At 47.6% G+C, this 23,003-nt stretch carries 23 protein-coding genes; 7 read left to right on the top strand and 16 right to left on the bottom strand.

What is annotated here, in order from left to right; all coding sequences use genetic code 11:
• Positions 1 to 59: 59 nt before the first annotated feature.
• The 7 genes from rpsC to rplC all read right to left on the bottom strand — a co-directional run bounded on the left by rpsC (position 60) and on the right by rplC (position 4,589).
• A complete protein-coding gene (rpsC, locus tag QUB63_RS09625; protein WP_332944715.1) occupies positions 60 to 788 on the bottom strand; it encodes a 30S ribosomal protein S3 in 729 nt (242 codons plus the stop codon).
• 115 nt (positions 789 to 903) lie between these two features.
• Positions 904 to 1,263, bottom strand: coding sequence for a 50S ribosomal protein L22 (rplV, locus tag QUB63_RS09620; protein ID WP_332944714.1), 360 nt, complete (start codon positions 1,261 to 1,263; stop codon positions 904 to 906).
• A 97-nt stretch (positions 1,264 to 1,360) separates the two neighbouring features.
• Positions 1,361 to 1,642, bottom strand: a complete 282-nt coding sequence (gene rpsS, locus QUB63_RS09615; RefSeq protein WP_265233170.1) for a 30S ribosomal protein S19 — start codon at positions 1,640 to 1,642, stop codon at positions 1,361 to 1,363.
• Between the two features lie 123 nt (positions 1,643 to 1,765).
• The gene (gene rplB / locus QUB63_RS09610) at positions 1,766 to 2,629 is read right to left on the bottom strand and encodes a 50S ribosomal protein L2 (RefSeq protein WP_332944713.1); all 864 of its coding nucleotides are present in this window, start codon (positions 2,627 to 2,629) and stop codon (positions 1,766 to 1,768) included.
• A 168-nt stretch (positions 2,630 to 2,797) separates the two neighbouring features.
• Complete coding sequence (locus QUB63_RS09605) at positions 2,798 to 3,106, bottom strand: 50S ribosomal protein L23 (RefSeq protein ID WP_006634999.1); 309 nt, start codon at positions 3,104 to 3,106, stop codon at positions 2,798 to 2,800.
• Positions 3,099 to 3,731 (bottom strand): 50S ribosomal protein L4, encoded by a 633-nt coding sequence (gene rplD / locus QUB63_RS09600; protein WP_332944712.1) that lies wholly within the window; start codon positions 3,729 to 3,731, stop codon positions 3,099 to 3,101. Before rplD ends, QUB63_RS09605 begins: the two co-directional genes overlap by 8 nt.
• A gap of 222 nt (positions 3,732 to 3,953) precedes the next feature.
• Positions 3,954 to 4,589, bottom strand: coding sequence for a 50S ribosomal protein L3 (gene rplC, locus QUB63_RS09595; RefSeq protein WP_332944711.1), 636 nt, complete (start codon positions 4,587 to 4,589; stop codon positions 3,954 to 3,956).
• 433 nt (positions 4,590 to 5,022) lie between these two features.
• Between rplC and QUB63_RS09590 the strand changes: the two genes are divergently transcribed.
• The 3 genes from QUB63_RS09590 (at position 5,023) to QUB63_RS09580 (ending at position 6,803) form a co-directional block, all read left to right on the top strand.
• Positions 5,023 to 5,499, top strand: coding sequence for an NAD(P)H-quinone oxidoreductase subunit N (locus tag QUB63_RS09590; RefSeq protein WP_332944709.1), 477 nt, complete (start codon positions 5,023 to 5,025; stop codon positions 5,497 to 5,499).
• Positions 5,500 to 5,619: 120 nt separating this feature from the next.
• Entirely contained in the window at positions 5,620 to 6,225 is a 606-nt protein-coding gene (locus tag QUB63_RS09585) for a vWA domain-containing protein (RefSeq protein ID WP_332944708.1), read from the top strand.
• A gap of 74 nt (positions 6,226 to 6,299) precedes the next feature.
• Positions 6,300 to 6,803, top strand: a complete 504-nt coding sequence (locus QUB63_RS09580) for a salt stress protein, Slr1339 family (protein ID WP_332944707.1) — start codon at positions 6,300 to 6,302, stop codon at positions 6,801 to 6,803.
• 130 nt (positions 6,804 to 6,933) lie between these two features.
• On the opposite strand, the gene QUB63_RS09575 is transcribed toward QUB63_RS09580, so the two are convergent.
• Together QUB63_RS09575 and QUB63_RS09570 are read right to left on the bottom strand one after the other, a co-directional pair.
• Entirely contained in the window at positions 6,934 to 7,482 is a 549-nt protein-coding gene (locus QUB63_RS09575; protein WP_332944705.1) for a deoxycytidylate deaminase, read from the bottom strand.
• Positions 7,479 to 9,008: a thymidylate synthase gene (locus tag QUB63_RS09570; protein WP_332944704.1), complete on the bottom strand. Its 1,530-nt coding sequence runs from the start codon at positions 9,006 to 9,008 to the stop codon at positions 7,479 to 7,481. The genes QUB63_RS09575 and QUB63_RS09570 overlap by 4 nt, the downstream gene beginning before the upstream one ends.
• Before the next feature lie 145 nt (positions 9,009 to 9,153).
• On the opposite strand from QUB63_RS09570, the gene QUB63_RS09565 reads away from it, so the two are divergent.
• Positions 9,154 to 10,026: a class I SAM-dependent methyltransferase gene (locus QUB63_RS09565; protein ID WP_332944702.1), complete on the top strand. Its 873-nt coding sequence runs from the start codon at positions 9,154 to 9,156 to the stop codon at positions 10,024 to 10,026.
• A gap of 44 nt (positions 10,027 to 10,070) precedes the next feature.
• On the opposite strand, the gene QUB63_RS09560 is transcribed toward QUB63_RS09565, so the two are convergent.
• The 5 genes from QUB63_RS09560 to QUB63_RS09540 all read right to left on the bottom strand — a co-directional run bounded on the left by QUB63_RS09560 (position 10,071) and on the right by QUB63_RS09540 (position 17,802).
• Positions 10,071 to 10,199, bottom strand: coding sequence for a hypothetical protein (locus QUB63_RS09560; protein WP_332944701.1), 129 nt, complete (start codon positions 10,197 to 10,199; stop codon positions 10,071 to 10,073).
• A 279-nt stretch (positions 10,200 to 10,478) separates the two neighbouring features.
• Positions 10,479 to 12,719 (bottom strand): ATP-binding protein, encoded by a 2,241-nt coding sequence (locus tag QUB63_RS09555; protein ID WP_332944700.1) that lies wholly within the window; start codon positions 12,717 to 12,719, stop codon positions 10,479 to 10,481.
• Between the two features lie 108 nt (positions 12,720 to 12,827).
• Positions 12,828 to 14,159, bottom strand: a complete 1,332-nt coding sequence (locus tag QUB63_RS09550) for a sensor histidine kinase (protein ID WP_332944698.1) — start codon at positions 14,157 to 14,159, stop codon at positions 12,828 to 12,830.
• Positions 14,152 to 16,959, bottom strand: a complete 2,808-nt coding sequence (locus tag QUB63_RS09545; protein WP_332944787.1) for a hybrid sensor histidine kinase/response regulator — start codon at positions 16,957 to 16,959, stop codon at positions 14,152 to 14,154. The genes QUB63_RS09550 and QUB63_RS09545 overlap by 8 nt, the downstream gene beginning before the upstream one ends.
• A 255-nt stretch (positions 16,960 to 17,214) precedes the next feature.
• Positions 17,215 to 17,802 carry a Uma2 family endonuclease gene (locus tag QUB63_RS09540; protein ID WP_332944697.1) on the bottom strand — a complete coding sequence of 196 codons (588 nt, stop codon included), beginning with the start codon at positions 17,800 to 17,802 and terminating at the stop codon, positions 17,215 to 17,217.
• Between the two features lie 258 nt (positions 17,803 to 18,060).
• Between QUB63_RS09540 and QUB63_RS09535 the strand changes: the two genes are divergently transcribed.
• The 3 genes from QUB63_RS09535 (at position 18,061) to QUB63_RS09525 (ending at position 20,656) form a co-directional block, all read left to right on the top strand.
• Complete coding sequence (locus QUB63_RS09535; RefSeq protein WP_332944696.1) at positions 18,061 to 18,627, top strand: HD domain-containing protein; 567 nt, start codon at positions 18,061 to 18,063, stop codon at positions 18,625 to 18,627.
• 56 nt (positions 18,628 to 18,683) lie between these two features.
• Complete coding sequence (locus QUB63_RS09530; RefSeq protein WP_332944695.1) at positions 18,684 to 19,838, top strand: ABC transporter ATP-binding protein; 1,155 nt, start codon at positions 18,684 to 18,686, stop codon at positions 19,836 to 19,838.
• 413 nt (positions 19,839 to 20,251) lie between these two features.
• On the top strand, positions 20,252 to 20,656 hold the full coding sequence (locus QUB63_RS09525) for a hypothetical protein (protein WP_332944694.1): 405 nt from the start codon (positions 20,252 to 20,254) through the stop codon (positions 20,654 to 20,656).
• 86 nt (positions 20,657 to 20,742) lie between these two features.
• Here QUB63_RS09525 and QUB63_RS09520 read toward each other — a convergent pair whose 3' ends face one another.
• Positions 20,743 to 20,973, bottom strand: a complete 231-nt coding sequence (locus QUB63_RS09520; RefSeq protein WP_332944693.1) for a DUF4327 family protein — start codon at positions 20,971 to 20,973, stop codon at positions 20,743 to 20,745.
• Positions 20,974 to 21,344: 371 nt separating this feature from the next.
• Positions 21,345 to 22,979 carry a glycoside hydrolase family 3 protein gene (locus tag QUB63_RS09515; protein ID WP_332944692.1) on the bottom strand — a complete coding sequence of 545 codons (1,635 nt, stop codon included), beginning with the start codon at positions 22,977 to 22,979 and terminating at the stop codon, positions 21,345 to 21,347.
• Positions 22,980 to 23,003: the final 24 nt, after the last annotated feature.

Genomic DNA, 23,003 nt, shown 5'->3' with positions numbered 1-23,003 from the left:
AGCACGAACTTACTCGCCCGGGAGCTGTCAACTGTCAACTGTCAACTGTCAATTGACTGTTAGCCTTCGTTCGATCGATCTTCAAAGTTCTGGCGGCGGCGCTTGTTTTTGGTGCGGGGCACTGCTGCATTTGGTGCGGCTTCTTGTTCCTGTCCGGGAATAATTTCGCCTTTGAAAACCCAAACTTTAATGCCGAGAATACCGTAGATAGTTTGAGCGGTGCAGTACGAGTAGTCGATGTCGGCCCGCAGCGTGTGCAAGGGGACTCTTCCTTCGCGCGTCCATTCGGTACGGGCAATTTCTGCGCCGTTGAGGCGTCCGCTGACTTGAATTTTGATTCCTTGGATGCCGACTTTTTGGGCGCGGGTAATTGCTTGGCGAACTACTCGGCGGAAGGATACGCGCCGTTCTAGTTGCTGGGCGATGTATTCTGCGATCAGTGTGGCATCGGCGTCTACGCGCTGAACTTCAACGACGTTGATGCGAATTTGGCGGTTGCTGCCGAGTTGCTGCTGCAAACCGACGCGCAAAGTTTCAATTCCGGCTCCGCCGCGGCCTACGACAACACCGGGTCTGGCGGTGAATACTTCTAGGTCGATTTGATCGGCTTTGCGCTCAATTTTGACCGAGGAGATACCTGCATTGCTGAGGGTTTTGCGAACGTACTTGCGAATTTTGTAGTCTTCTTGCAAGAGTTCTGGATAGTTTTTGGCGTCAGCAAACCAGCGAGAGCGGTGCTCTTGGGTAATGCCGAGGCGAAAACCAATTGGATGTATTTTTTGGCCCATAAAAGTTTAGGAGTTAATTGGGAAAAAGGTAATTGGGAAAAAGGTAATTGGTAATTGGTGATTACCGTTTTTTTTCAACTTTAAGCTGTTTGTTACCTATTACGTTTTCCCTGGTTTAGTCTTCTGCGATCGGAGCTACTACTACGGTGATGTGGCAAGTCGGCTTGCGGATTTGGTAGGCGCGACCTTGAGCGCGGGGTCTAAAGCGTTTGAGAACTGGGCCTTGGTCTGCGTAAGCTTGAGATACTACGAGCTTGGCTTTGTCCAATCCTGCGTTGTGTTCGGCGTTGGCTACTGCCGATCGCAAAACTTTGACAATTGGTTCGCAGGCGCGGTAGGGCATGAATTCGAGTAAAATCAGCGCTTCTTGGTAGCTTTTGCCGCGAATTTGGTCGAGGACTCGGCGCACTTTGAAGGGCGATGTCCGGATGTAACGGGCGATCGCCTTAATTTCGGTTGTGGTATCTATAGCCATTTCGATTTGGGTAATTGGTAAATGGTAATTGGGAAAAAGGTAATTGGTAATTGGTAAAAATTTTTTCCTCTTACCTATTACCTGTCACCTAATTAGGCTATCTTTTTGCCTTTTTATCACCACTTTTCGCGTGACCTCTAAAGGTGCGAGTGGGGGAGAATTCTCCGAGTTTGTGACCTACCATTTGGTCGGTTAGGTAGACGGGGACGTGTTGCTTGCCGTTGTGAACTGCGATCGTGTGACCTACCATTTGGGGCAGGATTGTGGAAGATCGCGACCAAGTTTTAATTACTTGTTTTTGGCCTGCGGCGTTGAGTTTTTCGATCTTTGTCATCAGGTGGTCTGCGACAAATGGGCCTTTTTTTAACGATCGAGACATAATTTTGGGAATTGGTAATTGGGAATCGGGCATCGGGCATTGGGCATTGGCCAAACAGGTAATTTGTTATTTCCAATAACCCATTACCCATTACCCATTACCCATTACCCATTACCCATTAAACTAACTTTGTCTGCCGCCCTTGCCGCGCTTGGAAGATTTGCGGCGGCGCCGGACGATTAAAGAGTCGCTGCGCTTGTTTTTGGGTCGAGTTTTGGCACCCAATGCTGGTTTTCCCCAAGGAGTGACAGGCCCCGGACGCCCGATGGGCGCTCTGCCTTCGCCACCGCCGTGCGGGTGGTCTACCGGGTTCATTACGCTACCGCGAACTGTTGGTCTGCGGCCTTTCCAGCGGGTGCGGCCTGCTTTACCGAGGCTGATGTTTCTGGCGTCTGTGTTGCCAACTTGACCGATCGTAGCGTAGCAGTCGGCGCGGACTTTGCGCTGTTCGCCGGATGGCAGTTTGAGGGTGACGTAGCTACCTTCTTTTGCCATTAGCTGAGCGCTGGAGCCTGCGGAACGGACGATTTGTCCGCCTTTTCCGGGTACTAGCTCGACGTTGTGGATGCTGGTACCGAGGGGAATGTTCTTCAGGGGTAGGGCGTTGCCGATTTCGATCGGCGCGTCTGGGCCTGAGACAATTACTGTACCGACGTTTAAGTTGAGCGGGTGCAGGATGTACCGTTTTTCGCCGTCTTTGTAGAACAGGAGGGCAATGCGGGCGTTGCGGTTGGGGTCGTATTCGATCGCCTTGACAGTAGCAGGAATGCTGTGTTTGTCGCGGCGGAAGTCAATGTCTCTATACAGCCGTTTGTGACCGCCTCCCCGGTGGCGGCAGGTGATGACGCCTCGGTTGTTGCGGCCTTGTTTGGTGTGCTTGTTGTTGGTTAGAGACTTTTCAGGCTCTGACTTGGTAATTTCAGCGAAGTCCGAGACTGTTTGCTCTCGGGTGCTGGAGGTATAAGGTCGGTAAGAACGGATGCCCATAATCGATCGATTTTAGATTTTAGATTTTGGATTTTGGATTTGACGTTGATCGATTTTAGATTTTAGGTTTAAGATTGGAAATCTTTGGTTAACTTGCGATTTTTCTAGTTCTAGAATTTGCGACTGTTAACCGCAATCTAAAATCTAAAATCTAAAATCCAAAATCGTCTAGACTTCTGGGAACAGGAGTTTGCGGATCGAGTCTCCGTCGGTCAGAGTTACTGTTGCTCGCTTGTAACAAGGTTTAAAGCCGACGAATTTACCAACTCGGCGCTTTTTGCGCGGCGGGTTTTGGGTGTTGACGCCGATGACTTTAACCTTAAATAGCTCTTCGATTGCAGCTTTGATTTGAGGCTTTGTCGCTTTGGGGGCTACGTCGAATGTGAATTGATTTAATTCCATCATTCGGGTAGCTTTCTCGGTGAGAATCGGACGCTGGATCAAATCTGCGTAGTCGCGGGGGTCGATTTTACTCACCGTAAATCTCCTGAATTTTTGCTATGGCTGTAGAGGTGACGATAATTTTGTCAGCCGCGAGAACGTCGTAAACATTCAGGGAAGTTGCCAAGATGACGTTTACTAATTCGATGTTGCGTCCTGACAAGTAGACGTTGAGCTGCGGTTCTGGCAAGATTAACAGAACTTTTGTATCGGGTTCGATGCCCCAACGGGCGATCGCACTCAGCAATTCTTTGCTTTTCGGTCTCGGAAATTGCTCTGCAAATTCTTCAACCACGATCAAGTCTTCGGTGCGGCTTTGGAATGCTGTCCGCAGAGCGAGACGGCGTTCCTTTTTGTTCATCTTGACTTCAAAGTCTCTCGGTTTTGGCCCGAAGATGACGCCGCCGCCCCGCCACAGCGGAGAACGGATAGAACCTGCTCTGGCTCGGCCGGTGCCTTTTTGACGCCAGGGTTTGCGGCCGCCGCCTCTAACTTCCGATCGAGTTTTGGTGGAAGCATTTCCTTGACGGGCGTTATTCAGTTGTCGCGTCAATGCTCTGTGAACGATGTGAGACGCATTTTCTTCTTTGGCTACGCGCAGTTCTAAAGTTGTTTCCCCAACTTCTTCGCCTTGCCAATTTCGCACTACACAGTTAACCATATCTTTTGTCCTTTGTCGCTTTGTGTTTGTTGTCTGTTTTTAGTTATCTGTTGTCTGTTTTTAGTTATCTGTTGTCTGTTGTCTGTTATTAGCTCTTAGTTTTTAGCTTTTAGTTTTCAGCTTTTAGTTCTTAGTTATTGCTGACTATTAACCGCCAACTCATGACTAATGACTAATGACTAATGACGGCAGGACTACTGACTACTGACTACTGACTACCGACTAACGTCCTACTTTTTTCTCAGGTACAACATTGACTAAGGCGCCAGCTTTGCCGGGAACTGCTCCCTTGATCAGCAACAAATTCTGCTCTGTATCCACCCGGACAATTGTGAGTTTGCGGACGGTGACTTGAACGTTGCCCAGCCGTCCTGCCATTCTTTTACCGGGATAGACGCGGCCGGGAGTTGTTCCAGGCCCGATCGATCCGGGTTCGCGGTGATTTTTGGAACCGTGAGACATGGGGCCTCGTTTGAAGTTGTGGCGCTTTTGAAAGCCTGCAAAACCTTTACCGATGCTCGTACCGATGACATCTACTATTTGTCCCGGTGCAAACAAATCGGCTTTTACCTGTTGGCCTAATTCAAAGGAACTGGTATCTTCCAAGCGGTATTCCTGCAAGTGGCGCACTGGTGTCGCCCCCGACTTGGCAAGGTGTCCCAATTCTGGCTTGTTGAGAGCCTTCGGCTTGACATCGGCGTATCCGACTTGAACGGCCCCGTAGCCGTCAGTTTGTTTTGTTTTAATTTGAGTTACTGTACAAGGCCCTGCTTGTATGACGGTGACGGGGATTGCTCTCCCTTCGGCGTCAAACACTTGAGTCATGCCTAGTTTTGTACCAAGAATGCCTACAGACACGGATTTTTTTCCTTTTATTTACGCAAGAGGTTTCGGATTGCGAAGTTTACGTCAATCCGCTTGCTCTTGTGCAGAAACATTTATTTCAGTGTTCCTGCAATTAACTGTTATCAACCAACAGCCTTCCTCGGTGTTTAAAATTTGAGTTTTAAATTTGGGAGCGAGCTTCTGGAAGTCTTGCAAGGCTTGAGATTCGCGGCTTTTTACCCGATCGGTCTCCGAGTCTTGTCTCGGTCTTGCTTGTTTGCGCCAGGACTTGAATAGCAAGCCACTCAGTATCCTTTACGGCGACAATTCATAATAGTACATGAAGTGCTTGCCGTTTGTCAAGGCCGCTCTTAATAACTTTTCGCCTCAGCTTTAGGATTTATAATGTTTCAAGCTCGCAATGAGTGCGATCGACCAAATTTAAAACAGCAGGCCAGACAAATTTATGGGACTGATTACGACGGGTTCGGATATGATTCGGGATTTGGAAAAGTCGGGGTCGCTGGCCCTGTACGTTCCTTTAGAGGGAGGATTTGAGGGCCGTTACCTGCGGCGGCTGAGGGCTGCGGGCTATGGTGCTCTTACCATTACGGCGCGGGGTTTGGGCGATTTGGCAATGTATTTGACGGGAGTTCACGGAGTGCGGCCGCCGCATTTGGGCAAGAAAACTACTGGCAATGAAGGGGCTGTGGGTTATACGTACTACGTGCCGCCGATATTGCAAACTCAATTAGATAATTTGCCGCCGAAATCAAAAGGACTGGTACTTTGGATTATTGAAGGGCAGGTTTTGTCGAGTCAGGAGATTGAGTATTTGACTGTTTTGCCGACGTTAGAACCGCGAGTTAAAATAGCAGTAGAGATGGGTGGCGATCGAGCTTTTAGCTGGAAGCCGCTTAAAAATGCTTTAGTTGCAGCTTAAATTCCGGTATTTGCGATCGCAAATCAACTAAAAAAACTCAGCGAGCAACGAAAGCTCAACAGCTTCTGCTCGCTGGTTTTGCTCTTTTTTGGAAAAAAGTTAATTAACAGGAAAAATCTTATGCTTCAGAACCGCGATTATACCATCATCATTGATAAAAGCGGCAGTATGTACACGAAAGACCAGATGGGCGGTAAAAGTCGGTGGGCGCTGATGCAAGAATCGACGATCGCCCTGGCGAATAAATGCGAAGAACTCGACCCAGACGGCATGACTGTTTATTTGTTTTCCGGTCGCTTCAAGCGCTACGACAACGTAACAGCAGCTAAAGTCGTGCAAGTTTTCCAAGAAAACGAACCTTCGGGGACTACGAATTTAGCTGCGGTTCTACAAGACGCTCTGAACAGTTATTTTCAGCGCAAAGCATCCGGTAAGACCAAGCTAAATGGGGAAACCATATTAGTGGTGACGGACGGAGAACCGGACGATCGCAAAGAAGTGATGAAAACGATTATAGAGGCATCGCGGAAGCTCGATCGAGATGAAGAGCTGGCGATTTCTTTCATTCAAGTAGGGAATGCCCCGGAAGCGACTAAGTTTCTCAAGATATTGGACGACGAACTGCAAAGCGCCGGAGCTAAATTCGATATTGTTGATACTGTGACGATGGATGATATTGAAGGAATGACCCTGACGGAAGTATTGCTGAATGCAATAACAGATTGAGGAGGCGGGCGAATTTCGCGCGATTATATTTGTGCCTGGTTGCTGGGCAGCATTTTTTAGGGGGGGTTTAAGTTATGGAATCGATCGATCGCCTGTTAGCTGAACTTAAGGCAGAATATCAAGCATCTCAAAAAAATCGCCCCGTTGCAAGTGGGCCGCCAGTGGAAGCACAACAGCCTTCCCAACCAACAGCAGTGCCGTCAAATCAAACATTTAAAACAGCAGATATCAAGTATCCAGGTACTTTTGACAAGGATTTAGCGGAAATTAAAGCTGAATACGAAGCACAAAATAAAGCTCAGGAAGTGGCCCCGCAGGAACCGCTTCAGCCTCTGTACGAAGCACCAAATAAAGCTCAGGAAGTGACTGCAATCGAACCGCAACTACCACAAAAGATTGTGCAGTCAGAGTTAGACGTACAAAGGCACAGGCAGAAGGTTAGGCAAGCTCAGGTTTGGCTGAAAAATTTAGATAAAAATTCCGATGAGAGATATTGGTTCGATCAGTTTGCTTTTAAGTATTCTTCGAGGATAGATGCGGCGATCGACTATTTGCAAGCTGTGAATGAGTTTGATTGAAAAGGTTCGATCGTTCGGAATGCGAGTCCTGATTTCTGCGGACTCGCATTCCGAACGATCGAACCCAAGAGAGAAGGTTTAATCGTTCGGAATGCGAGTCCTGATTTCGGCGGACTCGCATTCCTCACTACTAACCAAATGGTCGATCGTCTTTTGGCACAGATGTAGGATTCAGCAGAAATGAAGCGGCTCTATTTGCCGTGCTTTCAGATAGCTTAATTTGTTTGAACTCAACAATACCTTCAGCAATAAAAGAATCTCTCAAAGCAGCTTTTTCTCCGCTGTTAAAAACAGTTTCATAAAATACTTCGCGAATGCCGGCGGAAATAATTAATTTCAAACAATAAATGCAGGGTTCTAAAGTCACGTAAATGCTAGATCCTGCGGTAGATATGCCGTGTTTTGCAGCGGTGGCGATCGCATTTGCTTCAGCGTGAACCGCCCTTGAGGGCAAAGTTTTGCTGGCGTCGCAACTGCTCAAACCGGGATAGCAGAAGCCTTGAGCCGTGCAGTGTACCGAACCTGAGGGGGAACCGTTGTAACCCGTAGCTAAAACTTGCCTGTTTTTAGCAATTACCGCGCCGACAGGAAAAGCCAGACAAGTCGATCGAGTAGCGGCCAATTTTGCCAACATTAAGAAGTATTCGTCCCATGTCGGTCTTTCTTCTTCTAGATTCATCTTCTGTCCTGAATGTATTGGTTGCTGGTTTTCAGACACTCGGCAGCCTTCTGCAATTCTATTCCCAAATAACCAATATGCTCGGGTTGGATGGCCGGGGAAGCCGCACAAATTTCTCGCACTAACTTGAGAGGGTTTTTTCCAGAATAACAGGTGACAGCTTCGCCGCTGCCGGGGGTGGTTTGCGTGACAACGATTCGATCGTCGGCTACTTCAACTAAAAAATTGCCCGCTGCATCGAAAAAGTCTCGATCTTGGCAGATTTTAGCATATTGGGTTTGAATTAGTCGATCGGCATTTTCAAAAGTATCATCATACAAATGAGCCGATTGCGAGAGCGTTATCAGCGGGCCCATTGTTAAATTGTAATCGGAACGGTGAGCAATTTCGTCGCGAATGTACTGCTGCAAAGCCCGCAAACCCATCGCATTCGCCGGCCAAGCCGCAAACATATCGTTGCTGCGGAGAGTTGCAGTTAGCGATAGTTCTTCATCAACAACTCGCACCCAAATGTGATTTAAACAAGGACTGCCGCTGTGTTGGTGGTCGGAGGAACCGTCAGGTCTTCTGTTGATATTTCCCCCAGCATCCCACAAACTAATTACAGCACTTGCCGCGTCAATTTCTTTAATTAGTTTGGCAATAACTTCTTCGATTTGGTCGCGTCCAAACCACGACCGCATCCGCTGGGCGTAGGTATATTTAATGCCTTCGTTGTAGGGGGCATCTTCGAGCATTTGGGGTTTGTACTGTTCGATAAAATCGCGGTCTATTGGTAAGTAATTCGGTTCGGGAAAATAGAACTCGGGCGGTTCATCGGTAATCACTGCCATCAAGTCGATTAATTCTTGCCACTGTCCGTCATAACCTGTCGGCCGGAGTGTGCCGGTGGTCTTGATGCGGTGGATGATTTTTACCCAAGTTTCGGCGATCGTTTTGCCTTCGATTCTGTGTCCGTATTTCTGGCCGGGGAGTACAGTTGGGACGATTTCGACGATCGGAAAAGTTGCGGGTTCTCCCCAAGGTTCAACTGATTGTTTTTGGGAAAACTCCTTGACCAAATTCACTGTTTCTGCTATATTTTTAGCTTCTTTCCATTCGATTGAATGACGCAATAGTTCTAAGGCTTCGGCTGCTATTTCAATATCGATGTAGCCAAATATTGTAGATTTAATCAGCCAGCAATCTCTGCCTGTATCGCTTTTGCCAGCTTCAAAACCGTTGCGAAAAAAGTCGAGCAAGCACTCTGCTGCACCGGAATTGCGGTCTTCTTTGGTAGCGTTGAGAATTACTAAAAAGCGGACGTGGGGATTGCAGAGCAAGTTTCTAATTAAGAAGTTGATGCCGCGAGTAGGAGAGTACAGTTGTCCGATGACAGCAAATTCGTTGGTTTGTAAGTTTTTGACTATCGCACTTTTGACCGTCCAGCCGCTGACAACCGCTGTTTGCCCGGTGCCGCAAATTAATTGATTCGGTTTGTATAGGGGTTTGTACTCAAATTTATTTGCGAGAGTTATTGCTGTCATGGTTTACCGTTACTTGCGCCGGATACTACTATATCAAGACTGCGGACAGTTTGAATGGGCGATCGCCCGCAGCAATTGGAGAGTACGGGTAGAATGTACCCAACTTGTGAGGAGATTTTTGGGTTGAGAGCGATCGGGAGTATGGATGGACGCGCGAAAGCTGTACAATGAAGTTGAGTTCAAAAGCCTGTACGAATCCTTCATGCAAGACCCTAAAGAGCTAATAAATTCTAGGTCTTCTCTAGACTTGGAACAGCGAAAAACTTGGTATTCTCCTATTGCTGATATTTACTACCATGCAAGACCAGACTACTCCCAAGAACTGATTAATCGTGCTGTAGTTCTGGCTGAACTTTCCTCAGATGCAAGGATTCTTGAGGTCGGCTGCGGCCCCGGAAATGCAACTGTGGCTTTTGCTCAATTTGACTTTTCAATGACTTGTCTTGAACCCAACCAAGATTTCTGTCGTCTGGCACAACGTAACTGTGCATCATATCCAAAAGTTGAGATTTGCAATACCTCATTTGAAGAGTGGGCAATGTCAGCGAATCAGTTCAACGCCGTTTTATCCGCCAATGCCTTTCACTGGATATCACCAGAGATTCGGTATTCCAAGGCAGCAGAGGCATTACGAGACAACGGTTTTCTGATTCTGTTGTGGAACATGACTCCCGAACCTCCATATGAAGTGTACCGCGCGATCGAGCAAGTCTATAAAGCCCATGCTCCCTCCCTTGTCCGATATGAAGGTGCCCAAATTCAAGCGGAGATTTTAAAGGGATTTGCACAAGATGTTTTAGACTCTGGTTGTTTTCGGGAGTTGGTAACAGAGCAAATCGCGTGTGAAGTCACCTATAGCATCGATGACTACCTCAATCTTTTAAGCACCTTGAGAAGGCTTGAACCGCAGGCGAAGGAGTTGCTATTTGAAGAATTGCGGGAAAAGTTGGAGAAATTTGGAGACAGCGTACAACTCTCGTTTCTTTCTGCTGTTCATGTTGCGCGAAAAGATGGGTAAAATGCCGTTATGCTGGGTTGTAAGTTTTTGCCGTTAGCGCAGCCCTAGGAGACGATCGCACTTTTGACCGTCGGGCCGCTGACAACCGCTGTTTGCCCGGTTCCGCAAATTAATTGATTCGGTTTGTATAGGGGTTTGTACTCAAATTTATTTGCGAGAGTTATTGCTGTCATGGTTTACCGTTACTTGCGCCGGATACTACTATATCAAGACTGCGGACTGTTTGAATGGGCGATCCTGTCCGTTGGCGTAGCCCCCGTAGGGGCCGGCTGCGCTGACGGGCGGAACACTTCGAGAATTCAGGTAGAATGCAGCCAAGGAATGAGGAACCTTTAATGATGGTCATATTCCTGTTGTGAACCAGTCCTTTGTAGCCTGTTTCATCGAATTCTGTGCCGTGTGATGCGGCGATCGCGCTCGCCGATGACAACTACTTACTCTCTAGATAGCTCCTAATGTCTCAAATTCTGTTTGAGCGGAATTTTAATTACAAACTCCGTGCCTTCTCCAGATTGTGAGCTGCAACTTAAAGTGCCCTGATGCCGGTCGGCGACGATCTGATAACTGATTGCCAGCCCCATGCCAGTGCCGCTTCCAACCGGCTTGGTTGTAAAGAAGGGGTCAAAGATTTGCTGTTCGATAGCTTCTGGAATGCCGCGGCCGTTGTCCCCAATTCGGATCTCTGCCCAGTTCTCGTCGATGAGGGCCGTATAAATGGAGATTGCGGGAGTAATTTGTTTTCCCTGCTCGATCGCGATTTCAACGGCGTCAATGGCGTTAGATAAGATGTTCATAAAAACCTGATTGAGTGGTCCCGGATAGCACTCGACTAGGGGAAGAGAACCATAGTTTCGCAGGATTTCTATTTTTGGATGATTCAGCTTGGGCTTCAGACGGTTACCCAGAATAACCAGCGTGCTATCAATGCCATCATGGATATTGATTGATTTAACTTCTGCTTCATCCAGTCGAGAGAATGTTCGCAATGCTAAGACAATTTCTCGAATTCGCCGCGCCCCCTCTTTCATTGATGCGATCAGCTTAGATAGATCGTTAACCATAAAATCTAAATCCATCGCTTCTGACTGCTGTGCGATCGCTGCGGTCGGTTCGGGGTAATGAGTCTGGTAGGCTTGCACGAGTTTTAATAGTTCTTGAGTGTATTCATCGGCATGATCGAGATTGCCATAGATAAAATTGACTGGGTTATTGATTTCATGAGCAACTCCGGCAACTAGCTGCCCCAAACTCGACATTTTCTCGCTTTGAATCAGTTGAGTCTGAGTCCGTTGTAGTTCTCTGAGGGCAGTTTCAACTTCATCCTTTGCCGCTTTTAGCTGGGCGGTGCGTTCTTCGACTCGATGCTCTAATTGTTCATTGGCTTGTTCCAGCGTGTTAAATGATTCCTGTAACTGTTGAGCCATGCGGTTAAACGACTGCGTGAGTTCTTGCAACTCATACACAGATGATTCTGTCACCGCTTGGCTCAGAGATCCGGCAGCCATTGCCGAAGATGCTTGATTGAGCTGCAAAATCGGTTGAGTAATCCAGCGAGTGGTGAGTATCCCAATTCCCAAAGAGATAGCTAGCGCCAGTAGACTTAACAAAATCGTACTTTGAGTATTGGCATTAATTTGTGCCATAAAGTCTGATTCTGGAACGGTGACAACCACCAACCAGTCAATGCCCCTGCCATCTTGAAAAGGAGCAACTTGCACGAACTGGCGTTTACCGTTAATGGAAAACTCAAGCTGCTCAAATGTCTGGATCTGGTGGAAATCTTGAAACTGCTCTAGCAAAAATTGGCTTGTTTTCTGAGTGGTGAAATTTTCGCTATCGATCGCATTGAGTCGTTCAACCCGCTGTTCTGGCAGTTGCACAATTTTGTCTGCATAATATCGGAACGGTTTTTCGCCTGTAGAGGTGGCAATCAATTCTCCAGAGCGCTCAAGAATAAAACTTTGTCCGGTTGTTCCTATTTTGAGGCTTCTGAGAAAATCCCCAATCATTGACAGGTTTAAGCTCGCCATCCACACCCCTTGCAGCTCACCTGCCCCGTTGTATATGGGTTGACCGGGCGCAATATACATCGTTTTGCCTGTGATGTGCGGAAACACTTTTCCCCAGGTTGCTTGCCTCTGCTGGACTGGAATTGTGTAGTAGGGTCGTTGGCGCGGGTCAAAGTTCGGCTTGCCAGCGTTGATGACTTCGAGCCGATCGCCGCTTGAGTTAGTACGGTAGGTTGTCAGCGCACGGTTATTTTCTACTTCAGAAGTGCGGATCGCGATCGCACCATCTTGCCGCTCAGCACCAAAAAACTCTTGGTTGGTTGTAACGAACGCTGTAAGGCTGAGATTCTCAAAGGCAGGAAGTTGTCGCCACAGGAATTTCTCTATATCCCTTCCGTTATTAAGGTCAATACGGTTTTGGTTTAGTGCAGCTTCATAACTTTCAAAGGCTTGAAAAGGAGTGGCAACCAAGTGAGTTAGATTTTGTGCGATGCGATCGCTCGTCTCCTTGCGCAACTGAGCAGCTACATCGTTGACTGCCTTCTGTCCATTCCTGAAGGAAAGATAACCGATAATACCCACAGCCCCCACCGTTTGAACAACGAACGGGACAACTAGGATCGCCTGTAATGGCACTTCTTTAAAGAGCTTGGGGAAGAAAGGAGCCGATGATTCACTAGCCATATTGGGATTGTTGGGTTAATGGTATCGATAACAACAGTTGAGTTCAGCGGGGGCAGATAACCTTTGCAGCATCACCACTCATCTTTATGCCGCCGCTGCAACGATTTGTTATACTGCGTCAACGCAGATCCTTGCCTGAATGTCTTTTACAGCGAGATCCTTCAGCGGAATTGAAATCACAAACTCTGTACCTTCACCTAAAGTTGAGTTAACTTCTAGAGTTCCAGAGTGTTTCTGGACTACGATTTGATGAGCGATCGCCAATCCCAGCCCTGTTCCTTGCCCCACGCCTTTGGTTGTAAACAGATGCTCAAAGATTTTTTGCTTCACCGCATCCGTCATGCCAATCCCATTATCCTGAATTCGGATCGTTGCCTGAGATTCCGACAATTGGGTCTTGACAGTAATCTGGTTGGGGTTGGCTTTGATCTGAGCAAAACTGCGTCCTTGATTTGATTCCTCAAGGGCATCGATCGCATTTGCCAGCAGATTCATAAATACCTGATTCAACTGTCCGGCAAAGCATTCTACCTGTGGCAGATCGCCATAATCTGTGATGACTTGAATTTCCGGGCGAGATTCGTTGGCTTTGAGGCGATGCTTGAGAATCAAGATCGTGCTGTCAATGCCGTCGTGGATATTGTAATGAATGGGGCGATCGCAATCAGAACGCGAGAAGGTTCTTAAACTAATGCTGATTGTGTGAATGCGATCGACTCCTTCTTGCATCGAATCTATCAACTTGGGTAAATCCTCTTGCAAGTATTCCAAATCTATTTCCTCCACGACTGCCTGTAGTGAGGCACTTGGATAAGGAAGTTCTTTTTGGTATAGTTCGATCAGTTTAAAGAGGTCTTTAATATAGTCTTGAGCGGGTTTCAGATTGCCAGCAATAAAGCCAAGCGGGTTATTAATCTCGTGCGCGACACCCGCCACTAAATTGCCCAAAGCAGACATCTTTTCGGTGTGGACTAAATGAAGCTGAGACTGTTGCAGTTGTGTGAGTGCTGCTTCTAAATCAGCCGTTTGCTCAGCTACACGCTGTTCGAGATTTTTAGTTAACTGCCGTAGCTGCAAATGAGTTTTCACCCGTGCTAGCACCTCCTGTTCTTGAAAGGGTTTGGTGATGTAGTCTACAGCACCCAAGTCAAATCCTTTCACCTTACTGTCGGCATCGGAGAGAGCGGTCATAAAAATGATGGGAATACTGGCTGTAGTGGGATCTGCCTTCAGACGTTGGCAGGTTTCAAAGCCGTCAATTCCTGGCATTTGAACATCGAGCAGGATCAGATCGGGAGGATAAGCTTGGACTCTCTTAAGAGCGCGATCGCCGTCGATTGCGGTTGCTACTTCGTACCCCGCATCACTTAAGGTTTCACATACCACTTCTAAGTTCGCAGGGGTATCATCCACCACCAGAATTAATTCAGGACTAGACATCGGCTTTCTTCTCTGTGAGGTGTTGTTTTAGCAACTCTTCAATCTCTTCAGCTTTAAATTGCTTGGCAAGCTGGAGAATTTGTGAGGCAAAATCAGCGTAGCGAGGGTTAGAGCGAGCAATATGCTCTGTGTGTTCTCGCAGCCGTTTTAAGTTGCCTTTCTGTGCCATTTCTAGTAACGTCTTTAACTCTACAGGGGAAGGAATAATAATCCCTTCTGGGTTCTCTAATGCAGTCGTTGGAGTGGATGAGCCAGAGTTATTTGAGGCTGTCATTTCATATTTCCACTTTAATTCTAAATGAGTAGCTAAGAGGTTAAATAATTCACTGACTTCTACTGGCTTTGCCAGGAAATCATTTCCCCCTGCATCTAAACTTCTCTGTCGATCGGCTTGTGATACTGATGCGGAAGAGACAACGATCTTCTGGTGTTGCAAATTATTTGCACTGCGAATTTGTTTGAGCAGTTCAAAGCCGTTCATAACTGGCATCACCAAGTCTGTAATCACTAAGTCAGGCTGAGACTGTCGTATTTTTTCCAATCCTTCTTGTCCATTTTCGGCCTCAGTCAGTTGGAATCCTAGTGGCTCTAACAAGTTGACGAGAACGGCTCGGTTTTCCCAACGATCGTCTACCACAAGTATGCTGCGTCGTTGTCCTTGGTAACCAATAATTTGTTTTCCAGTTGTGATGGAGTTTTGCTCGGCCCAATCGGTGGCGATCGCCAGTTCCACGTCAAAAAAGAACTCACTGCCGACTCCGGGTTGGCTCTTAACTTGGATTTGTCCGTTCATGAGTTGGACAATCCTTTGGCTGATGGCGAGTCCTAAACCGGTGCCCTCGGCTTGGCGCTGGCGATCGCCCACTTGTTCAAAAGCCTGAAAAATTTTCTCCAATTGATCGGGCGCAATTCCTACGCCCGTATCCTCAACTTGAAATTTGAAAGAGCGAGTGGACGGATTGGGATGATTCTCAACTACCGCAACCTTGAGCGTGACAGAACCTTTGTCGGTGAATTTAATCGCATTTCCCAGCAAGTTGAGTAACACCTGACGCAGCCGTTTTTCATCGGCAAAAATCCCTTCAGGCAACTGCGGATCGGGATCGTAAACGAAGTCAATGCCTTTTTGGTCAGCACGAATGCGGCAGATTTCAGCGACACCTTGGAGGAATGAGGGAAAGTGAATCGCTTTAGGTGTGAGTTCTAGTTTGCCGGCTTCAATTTTGGACAAGTCCAACACATCGTTAATCAGCGTCAGCAAATGAGAACCGCACTGGTGAATGATTTCTACCCCATGACGTTCTTTCGCTGGCAACGCTTTGGATCGGTTGAGGATTTGAGCATAGCCCAAAATACCGTTGAGCGGCGTGCGGAGTTCGTGGCTCATGTTGGCAAGAAAATCACTCTTTGCTTTGTTGGCATTGTCTGCTGCTTCCTTTGCATACTTGAGTTCGGCGGTGCGTTGTTCAACTCGCTGTTCAAGCTGCTGGTTAGTTTGCTCTAGGGCGGTGAAAGAATCGCGCAACTGCTGCGCCATTCGGTTAAAGGATTGAGCAAGTACACCCAGTTCTTTAACGCCAGAGGCTTCGACGTTTTGGTCGAGTTTTCCTTCGGCGATCGCGGACGATGCGTGACTGAGCTGCAAAATGGGTCGAGCAATCCAGCGCGAGGTGTAGATACCCAAAACCGTTGCCAGTGCTAATGCGCCTAAGCACAGCCAAATCGTGTTGACTGTGTTGGCATTAATTCGTCCCATGAAATCTGATTCCGGCATGGCGACGACTAGCAGCCAGTCCAATCCCCATTCGTCCTGCCAGGGAGTTACTTGAACAAACTGCCGCTGACTCTGGAGGCGAAAGTCTAGCTGCTGGATGGTTTGAATGGTTTTCAGATCGCCGAAGCGATCGCCGAGATACTTGGACGTGGCTTGAATTAGGGCGTCCTTACTCTCAAAGCCCCGCAGTCGCTGAGGTTTGCCGTTGGTCACTGAAAACACGGGCGCATCGCTAGAGCTGGCAACGAGAAGTCCGTTGCGCTCCAGAATGAACACCTTGCTGGATTGACTAACCTTAATTTCACGTAAAAAGTCACTAATTTGCGAAAGACGCTGCTCCACCCCCACGCTGCCGATCGACTGACCATTATTGTCATAGATGGGGCGACTTGTGGCGATCGACAACGGGTAGTTATTAGTCTCCCATTGATAGATCTCGCTCCACCCTGGCTTGCCCGTCTCGACACCTTTGGCGTACCAGCCTTCCTTCTGGAACTGATACGCTTTGGTGATTTCAAACATTTTAGTTGGCTTGCTGCGGTCATTCGTAATGTAGTTGTACAAATCTCGATTGCCGTACCGCTTAGGTAGCACCAGGCTAATGTCAGGATTGCCGTGGTTCGGAATGGTTGACTCGCGGTAATATCCCGATGCGATAAAGTCCCCCGTTTTAGATCCGTAGAGGATATAGCCAACGTTGTAGGTTTTTACCTGCTTGGCAAAGAATAGAGCTAGGCGATCGGCATCCTGTAAGTTCAACAATCCCAGGTCAATTTGCTCGCCGTTGATTTGGGTCAAATAGCGGGTTGCAGCGGCATAGCTGTCGAGGTGCTGCTCCACACGGTTACTCACCTCCGTTTGCAAGTTAGTCGCTAGTTCATTCACTGCTTTTTGTCCGTTTCGCAGCGACAGATACCCTGTTAATCCTACGGCCGCGAAGATTTGCAGGATGAATGGAACAACCAGACCGGTTCGCAGGGGAACCTTACTAAAGCCTTTAGCAGCAATTGTGGACTTCGACAGCATAGCTTTCAAAACAGTAAACATAACTTCTTTCGTTACCTGTAGGTCGATCGGTCGGGAGCATCTCATTTTTGCAAAAAGCATTTTTTATCTTCCGTGCTGTCGAGAGCTCGCGATTTTGTATAGCTCGCGAGTTCTCGACAGCACTACAAATTCTGGCGCACAGATGCTCCCGATCGCTCCCACATTCTCATTAAACCCACTCCTCTGCTAAAGTTTCTATTTTTATGATTTTAATAAATTATTTTAACAAATTCCTCAAGCCAACAATTCACTCACGGCAACGCTAAAACCTGCAAGTACAGTTTGAGTGTTAACAACTTCATTCGCATTAAACAAACGCCAGCCTTGACCTGCATTCACAAATACTAATCTCGCTTCAGGAAAAAGCAGCCAGACTTCCTGACAGCCCGACTCCAAATATTCCTGAGCTTTCGCAAATAATTCTTCGGCGCTATCTTCCGGCGAAGCAACTTCCGCAATTAGGGGAAAACTTTGGGAAAATGAGGTAAAATTGCCTGATTGTGGCAGCAGTTCAGGAGTAATGTAAGCGACATCGGGACGGCGGCCTTGTTTAGCTGTTCGGCAAAGTATTTCGGTAAGAACTTCTCCTCCCTGTCCGCTGGAGTCTTTGTAATTTCCCCAGTAACGGGCTAATTTAGATTGAGCCAGACTGTGTTTAAATGTCATGCCTGTTTTCTCCACTAACTTACCGTCAACCCATTCCATTCTCTCCGGCGGCTTGGCGAGAAATTGTTCTAAACATATAACATTTTCTGGTTGTGTTTTTTCAATTTTTTCTGGTAAGTTTTCAGATGTTTCGGGTAAGATTAAAGTAGCTGTCATGGCGGTTGTCTCACTAAAAAAGGTAAAATAAAGTTTCTACATGGGAGGGGGCGGGTTTATAGTTGTTTGGGCTGCCTACAAATACTTTTGGTAAAACCCGCCCCGTAAGGATAATTAACAAGGTGGTAAAAGTTTCTACGTGGGAGGGGGCGGGTTTATAGTTTTTTTCGCCACGTACAAATACTTTTGGTAAAACCCGCCCCTACAGTATTATCAACTTAGAAATCAATACTTTTACTCAATAAACGCTCAATTACAATGATACTCTCAAACCGTTTTTCTGATGCCCTCACCTATGCCGCCGAATTGCACGCAACTCAAATCCGCAAGGGTTCCGGTGTTCCGTATATCGCTCATTTGTTGGGTACTGCCAGTATAGCTTTGGAATACGGCGCCAATGAAGATGAGGCGATCGCAGCTTTGCTTCACGATGCGATCGAAGATTGTGGTGGCGCGCCCACCCGCGAAGCCATCCGCCAACGCTTTGGCGATACCGTCACAGCTATTGTAGACGGCTGTACCGACAGCTCCGCGACGCCCAAACCCCCTTGGCGCGATCGCAAACAAGCTTATATCGATCGCATTCCTACAGCCTCCCACTCAGTCAGATTGGTCTCGGCTGCTGATAAACTTTATAATGTGCGATCGATCGTGAAAGATTACCGTGAATTAGGCGATCGTGTTTGGGAACGCTTCACAAGTAAAAAAAATGGTACTCTCTGGTATTATAATTCTTTAGTAGAAGCATTCCGCCAAGCTGAATTAACTCCGATCGTTGAAGAATTAGCCCGCACAGTTTTAGAATTAAACAAGCTTTCCGTCTAGAAAAAGTAAAAGCTACTAACAAATAACTAATAACCACTAACAAATAACTAATAACAATGGCAAATGTTCGCTTAGAAAATATTACCAGACGCTACCAAAACGTCACCGCGATCGAAAACATCAGTTTCAAAATCCCGGACGGAGAATTTTGGGTATTAGTCGGGCCTTCCGGCTGCGGAAAGTCTACAATTATGCGGACGATCGCAGGTTTGGAAACTGCAACTTCTGGCAATCTTTACATCGGAGATAATTTAGTTAACAACATTCCGGCGAGACAGCGCGATGTAGCAATGGTGTTTCAAAATTACGCGCTTTACCCGCACATGACTGTGGGAGAAAATCTGGCTTTTGGATTGCGGATGCGGAATGTTGACGCAACAAAAATTCAAGCACGAGTCGAAAATGTAGCCCGATCGCTCTCGATCGACCACCTCCTCAACCGCAAGCCCAAACAGCTATCGGGCGGACAGCAGCAGCGCGTAGCACTCGGAAGGGCGATCGCCCGCGAACCCAAAGTTTTCCTCTTAGACGAACCGCTTTCCAACCTCGACGCCCAACTGCGAGACGACACTAGGGCCGAACTCAAACAACTGCATCAACGGCTGGGAATTACCACAGTTTATGTCACCCACGACCAAGTGGAAGCGATGACTTTAGCTGATAAGATTGTCGTCTTAAATGGGGGGAAAATTCAGCAAATTGGAGACCCGCCAAGCATTTACGCCAAACCGGCTAACCGGATGGTTGCCACATTTTTAGGCAATCCGGCCATGAACATTTTGCCTGCAATTTATGCTAACGAATCTTTTCAAGTAGGAAATCAATTTTTAGCCTGTCCGCCTTCGATTCAGAAAAAATTGCAGGCGAGAGAAGGACAAGCATTTGATTTGGGCATTCGTCCAGAAAATATAGAAATCTTTATGCCGCCAACCGCAGAATCCGATGATTTGAACAGGGATGTTTGGGCTTTAGAAAAAGTGCCTATGGACGTAGAGGTCAAAGTAGTGGAACCTCTGGGGCGAGAAACTTTAATTCGGGCGAGTTTGCCTTCGTTGAGCGCTGAAACTACTGTACAGTTGCAAGTACCTGCGAGTGTGCGCTTGCGATCCTCTTCGAGGGCTTCGCTAACGGGCGATCGGCTGACGGTACAGCTTGACTTCGATCGGCTATTTATATTTGACTCATCCACCGGTGAGGCGCTGTATCCCTAACCGGATTCAACATTTCTAGACCTGCTGGTGCCCCGAAACCCGGTTTTTTCACAGCAATATTTCGTTGCAGCAGGCAAGTCTCGGTAAAAAACCCGGTTTCTCAGGGTGGCAGTGCGTAATTCCTATTCAATCTAAAATCTAAAATCTAAAATCTAAAATCGACTGACTTTTCGAGTGGGGAGGTTTGTATTTCTAGTTACAAAACTTTACAGTTGACATTTATCAATTCGCGAAGTAATGATACTATAAGCATTGACCGAAAAAAAAGCATCCCCTCAAAGGCCTATATTTCCTGAAGCGGGGCGATCGCCACCGACAACCTCCCATCTTCCAACTTAGAAGCGGCAAACCCGCCGCAGTGGGAGCAACTCGCCAACCAAAAACTCCGAAAAACGTTCTAGCGGCATTTTTAGATGAATCCCGACAACCTGCCTCAAATGCTGCAAACAGGATTTCACCTAACTTTAGGTGCAACTTCCTTTTTAATTGAGACGCTGCAAGATCCCCAGAAGCGAGAAGAAAATCTGGACAAACTTCGACAGTCTGATTTGAGTCTACTCGCGTCGGAGTTGCTGGAAAAAGGAGAAATGACCGATCGAGAAGCGCGGAATTTTGTCGAGACTATTTTCTCAGGGCCGGGCGATCGGGAGAATGCAGAAAGCGAATCCGGATCGCCTCAGCAATCGGATACAGCAACTGACGCTCCTCCCGAGTCGGTTGTACAGCCTGACGTAAAAGAGATTCAAGAATTAACTGCACAGATGGCAGCGCTGAGGGCCGAGTTGGAAAATTTGCGCGCTGAAAATTCCCCTGATTAAAGAATCAAGCATCTTTAACACAGCCGGAGTTTAGTTGGAAACGCACTTGCAAACCCACTTGCAAACTTATTTAAGATAACCAAAGTTTAGTCGTTGTCCCAGTTTTCAGTACCGATCAAGTCGGCGATGCGATCGCGCAGCAAGAAGTCGCATTTTTCCAGTTCTCCCTCGACGCAAGCCCATTCTCGGGGCGGGATGAACTGACACAGCGTGTAGATAGGCTGTTGCCGGCTGAGAACGCCCTCGTGCACGAGGTGGCGTGCTTCATCTTGGATGACATCTAAAGAGTAGTGGATTTTGATAGTTGACTGAATCATAATGCGCCCTCAAGGTTTTAGTAAAAAAAAAATTATGGCCCTGTTAATAATATAATCCAAACTTACGAATATGTAAGTTAATTTTTTTTCAGTATATTGGTATACAGTTGACTGATTAAGTTAAAAAAAAGTTATAGGAAAGATGAGTAAGCGATCGGATCTGTGTGGGGATTTTTGAGACGCGACAAATTTTCCCGACTAACAGGGGGATGTGCTGCAAAGCTCAATTAAGGACTTAGGCACCACAAATCGATTCCCGGTTTCTGCATGGATGCTTAGCCGCGATCGACCAAATTTCAGGCGAGAAACCGGGTTGATGAATTTAAGTCCTGACGCAGCAGTAAAGGAAAGATTCGCGAGGGGGCGAAAACTCAAGCAGTGCCCGTTTTGTCAGTGCCCAACAGCAACTCTAGAGCGAGAGATTGCGCTGCGGGCATCTGCCCGAAACAAAATACATAAGGAATACTCGGAGGCAAGTGTGGCAAGAATTGCTCTAAAACGTAGGGACTTCCGTAAATTAGCACACCTTGCAGTTCTCCAGTCCTTAATAATTTATTAAACCAATCTTTCGCGGATTGGGTCAAACCAGCACTGCCTCGGAAGCAATTGCCGCGAATGAAAATTTGCAGCAGTGTCGGAGAAAAATGCTCTGCACCTGAATTATCAACGATCGCGCCTGTGCGATCGTCAATTAGTTGCAATTCGTAACCAAACTGTTCGGGAATGGCGATCGCCGGAGTGTGTTTCCCCAAAAACTCGCACCCCAAAACATCGTCCACCACAATCAAATTCCGCAAAAATTGGCTCTCTGACGGCTTGTTCACCTGTAAAGGCAGCTCGCCACCAAATTTCAACGAATCTCGCAAAATATCGGCAGCAGTTGCTACTGCCTCTGCTGTAGCTAGCAAACTCAGGTTGATTAATGCTGGATTCAAACTCCCCCCCGAAGCCCGGGGGGGTTGGGGGGGGTCAAAGATCGACAAACCCACCTTAATTTTCGCCTGCCAAATTCGCTTGACAGATTCCTTTATTTGTGATATTTCAATTCGCCCTTGAGTGACAGCTTCGCAGACCGCGAGAATCGCCCCTTCCGGGTCAAGCGGCATCAGCAAAACATCAGCACCAGCCTCGGCCGCCAAAACAGCAGCTTCATTAGCGCCGTACTTATTGGCGATCGCGCCCATCACCAAAGCATCAGTCACGATCAAACCCTCAAATCCCAACTCTTCCCGCAGCTTCCCAATCAAAATTTTGCGAGAAAGAGTAGCCGGAAACTGGTCATCCCAAGCCGGAATCAGCAAGTGGGCACTCATCACAGCATCGGCCCCAGCGGCGATCGCGCTTACAAAAGGCGGCAACTCAACAGAAGCGAATCGATCGGGCGAATGCGGCAACACCGGCAATTCCAAGTGAGAATCAACCGCCGTATCTCCGTGGCCGGGAAAATGCTTGGCCGTAGTCAAAACCGGGTGTTTGAGAGCGCCGCGAATAAAAGCAGCGGCTAATTTTCCGACAATTTCCGGTGTCTCGCCAAAAGCGCGGACGTTAATCACCGGATTGTCGGGATTGTTGTTAACATCAACCACTGGTGCGAGAATCCAATTGAGACCGATCGCCCTAGCTTCGATCGCAGTCACAGCGCCCATTTGTTCAGCATATCGTGAGGCTTTACCTGCATCGTGCCGCGCAATTTCAGCAATAGCCATCGGCGGCCCGAACCAAGTCGCCCCGGCGAACCGCTGGCCGACACCTTCTTCAATATCAGCCGCCACCAGCAGCGGAAATTTTGCCGCATATTGCAATTGGTGCGATCGAACCGCCAACTCAGCAGCACTTCCCCCCACCAAAATCACCCCACCGACGCCCAACTTTTCGAGATAATAGCGGAGTTTGTCGGCCGTTGGTTCCCAGGCCCGATAGCGAATTTGGTGGTCGAACAAGTAGCCTGAAGCGCGCACCACGAACATCTGGGCTACCAGTTCGGGTAAGGAAAGATTGTCAATCATTCGATTTTAGATTTTAGATTTGAG

Source organism: Microcoleus sp. ARI1-B5 (assembly GCF_036705795.1).
Classification (GTDB): domain Bacteria; phylum Cyanobacteriota; class Cyanobacteriia; order Cyanobacteriales; family Microcoleaceae; genus Microcoleus.
Note: the sequence above shows the minus strand (reverse complement) of the source record. Positions and strands in the feature narration are given on the sequence as shown.

Bases quoted from the DNA above. Each gene is read 5' to 3' on its own strand.
- rpsC (WP_332944715.1), bottom strand. From the start codon at position 788: ATGGGCCAAAAAATACATCCAATTGGTTTTCGCCTCGGCATTACCCAA.
- rplV (WP_332944714.1), bottom strand. From the start codon at position 1,263: ATGGCTATAGATACCACAACCGAAATTAAGGCGATCGCCCGTTACATC.
- rpsS (WP_265233170.1), bottom strand. From the start codon at position 1,642: ATGTCTCGATCGTTAAAAAAAGGCCCATTTGTCGCAGACCACCTGATG.
- rplB (WP_332944713.1), bottom strand. From the start codon at position 2,629: ATGGGCATCCGTTCTTACCGACCTTATACCTCCAGCACCCGAGAGCAA.
- rplD (WP_332944712.1), bottom strand. From the start codon at position 3,731: ATGGTTAACTGTGTAGTGCGAAATTGGCAAGGCGAAGAAGTTGGGGAA.
- QUB63_RS09590 (WP_332944709.1), top strand. From the start codon at position 5,023: ATGGGACTGATTACGACGGGTTCGGATATGATTCGGGATTTGGAAAAG.
- QUB63_RS09585 (WP_332944708.1), top strand. From the start codon at position 5,620: ATGCTTCAGAACCGCGATTATACCATCATCATTGATAAAAGCGGCAGT.
- QUB63_RS09580 (WP_332944707.1), top strand. From the start codon at position 6,300: ATGGAATCGATCGATCGCCTGTTAGCTGAACTTAAGGCAGAATATCAA.
- QUB63_RS09575 (WP_332944705.1), bottom strand. From the start codon at position 7,482: ATGAATCTAGAAGAAGAAAGACCGACATGGGACGAATACTTCTTAATG.
- QUB63_RS09570 (WP_332944704.1), bottom strand. From the start codon at position 9,008: ATGACAGCAATAACTCTCGCAAATAAATTTGAGTACAAACCCCTATAC.
- QUB63_RS09565 (WP_332944702.1), top strand. From the start codon at position 9,154: ATGGACGCGCGAAAGCTGTACAATGAAGTTGAGTTCAAAAGCCTGTAC.
- QUB63_RS09560 (WP_332944701.1), bottom strand. From the start codon at position 10,199: ATGACAGCAATAACTCTCGCAAATAAATTTGAGTACAAACCCCTATAC.
- QUB63_RS09555 (WP_332944700.1), bottom strand. From the start codon at position 12,719: ATGGCTAGTGAATCATCGGCTCCTTTCTTCCCCAAGCTCTTTAAAGAA.
- QUB63_RS09550 (WP_332944698.1), bottom strand. From the start codon at position 14,159: ATGTCTAGTCCTGAATTAATTCTGGTGGTGGATGATACCCCTGCGAAC.
- QUB63_RS09545 (WP_332944787.1), bottom strand. From the start codon at position 16,959: ATGCTGTCGAAGTCCACAATTGCTGCTAAAGGCTTTAGTAAGGTTCCC.
- QUB63_RS09540 (WP_332944697.1), bottom strand. From the start codon at position 17,802: ATGACAGCTACTTTAATCTTACCCGAAACATCTGAAAACTTACCAGAA.
- QUB63_RS09535 (WP_332944696.1), top strand. From the start codon at position 18,061: ATGATACTCTCAAACCGTTTTTCTGATGCCCTCACCTATGCCGCCGAA.
- QUB63_RS09530 (WP_332944695.1), top strand. From the start codon at position 18,684: ATGGCAAATGTTCGCTTAGAAAATATTACCAGACGCTACCAAAACGTC.
- QUB63_RS09525 (WP_332944694.1), top strand. From the start codon at position 20,252: ATGAATCCCGACAACCTGCCTCAAATGCTGCAAACAGGATTTCACCTA.
- QUB63_RS09520 (WP_332944693.1), bottom strand. From the start codon at position 20,973: ATGATTCAGTCAACTATCAAAATCCACTACTCTTTAGATGTCATCCAA.
- QUB63_RS09515 (WP_332944692.1), bottom strand. From the start codon at position 22,979: ATGATTGACAATCTTTCCTTACCCGAACTGGTAGCCCAGATGTTCGTG.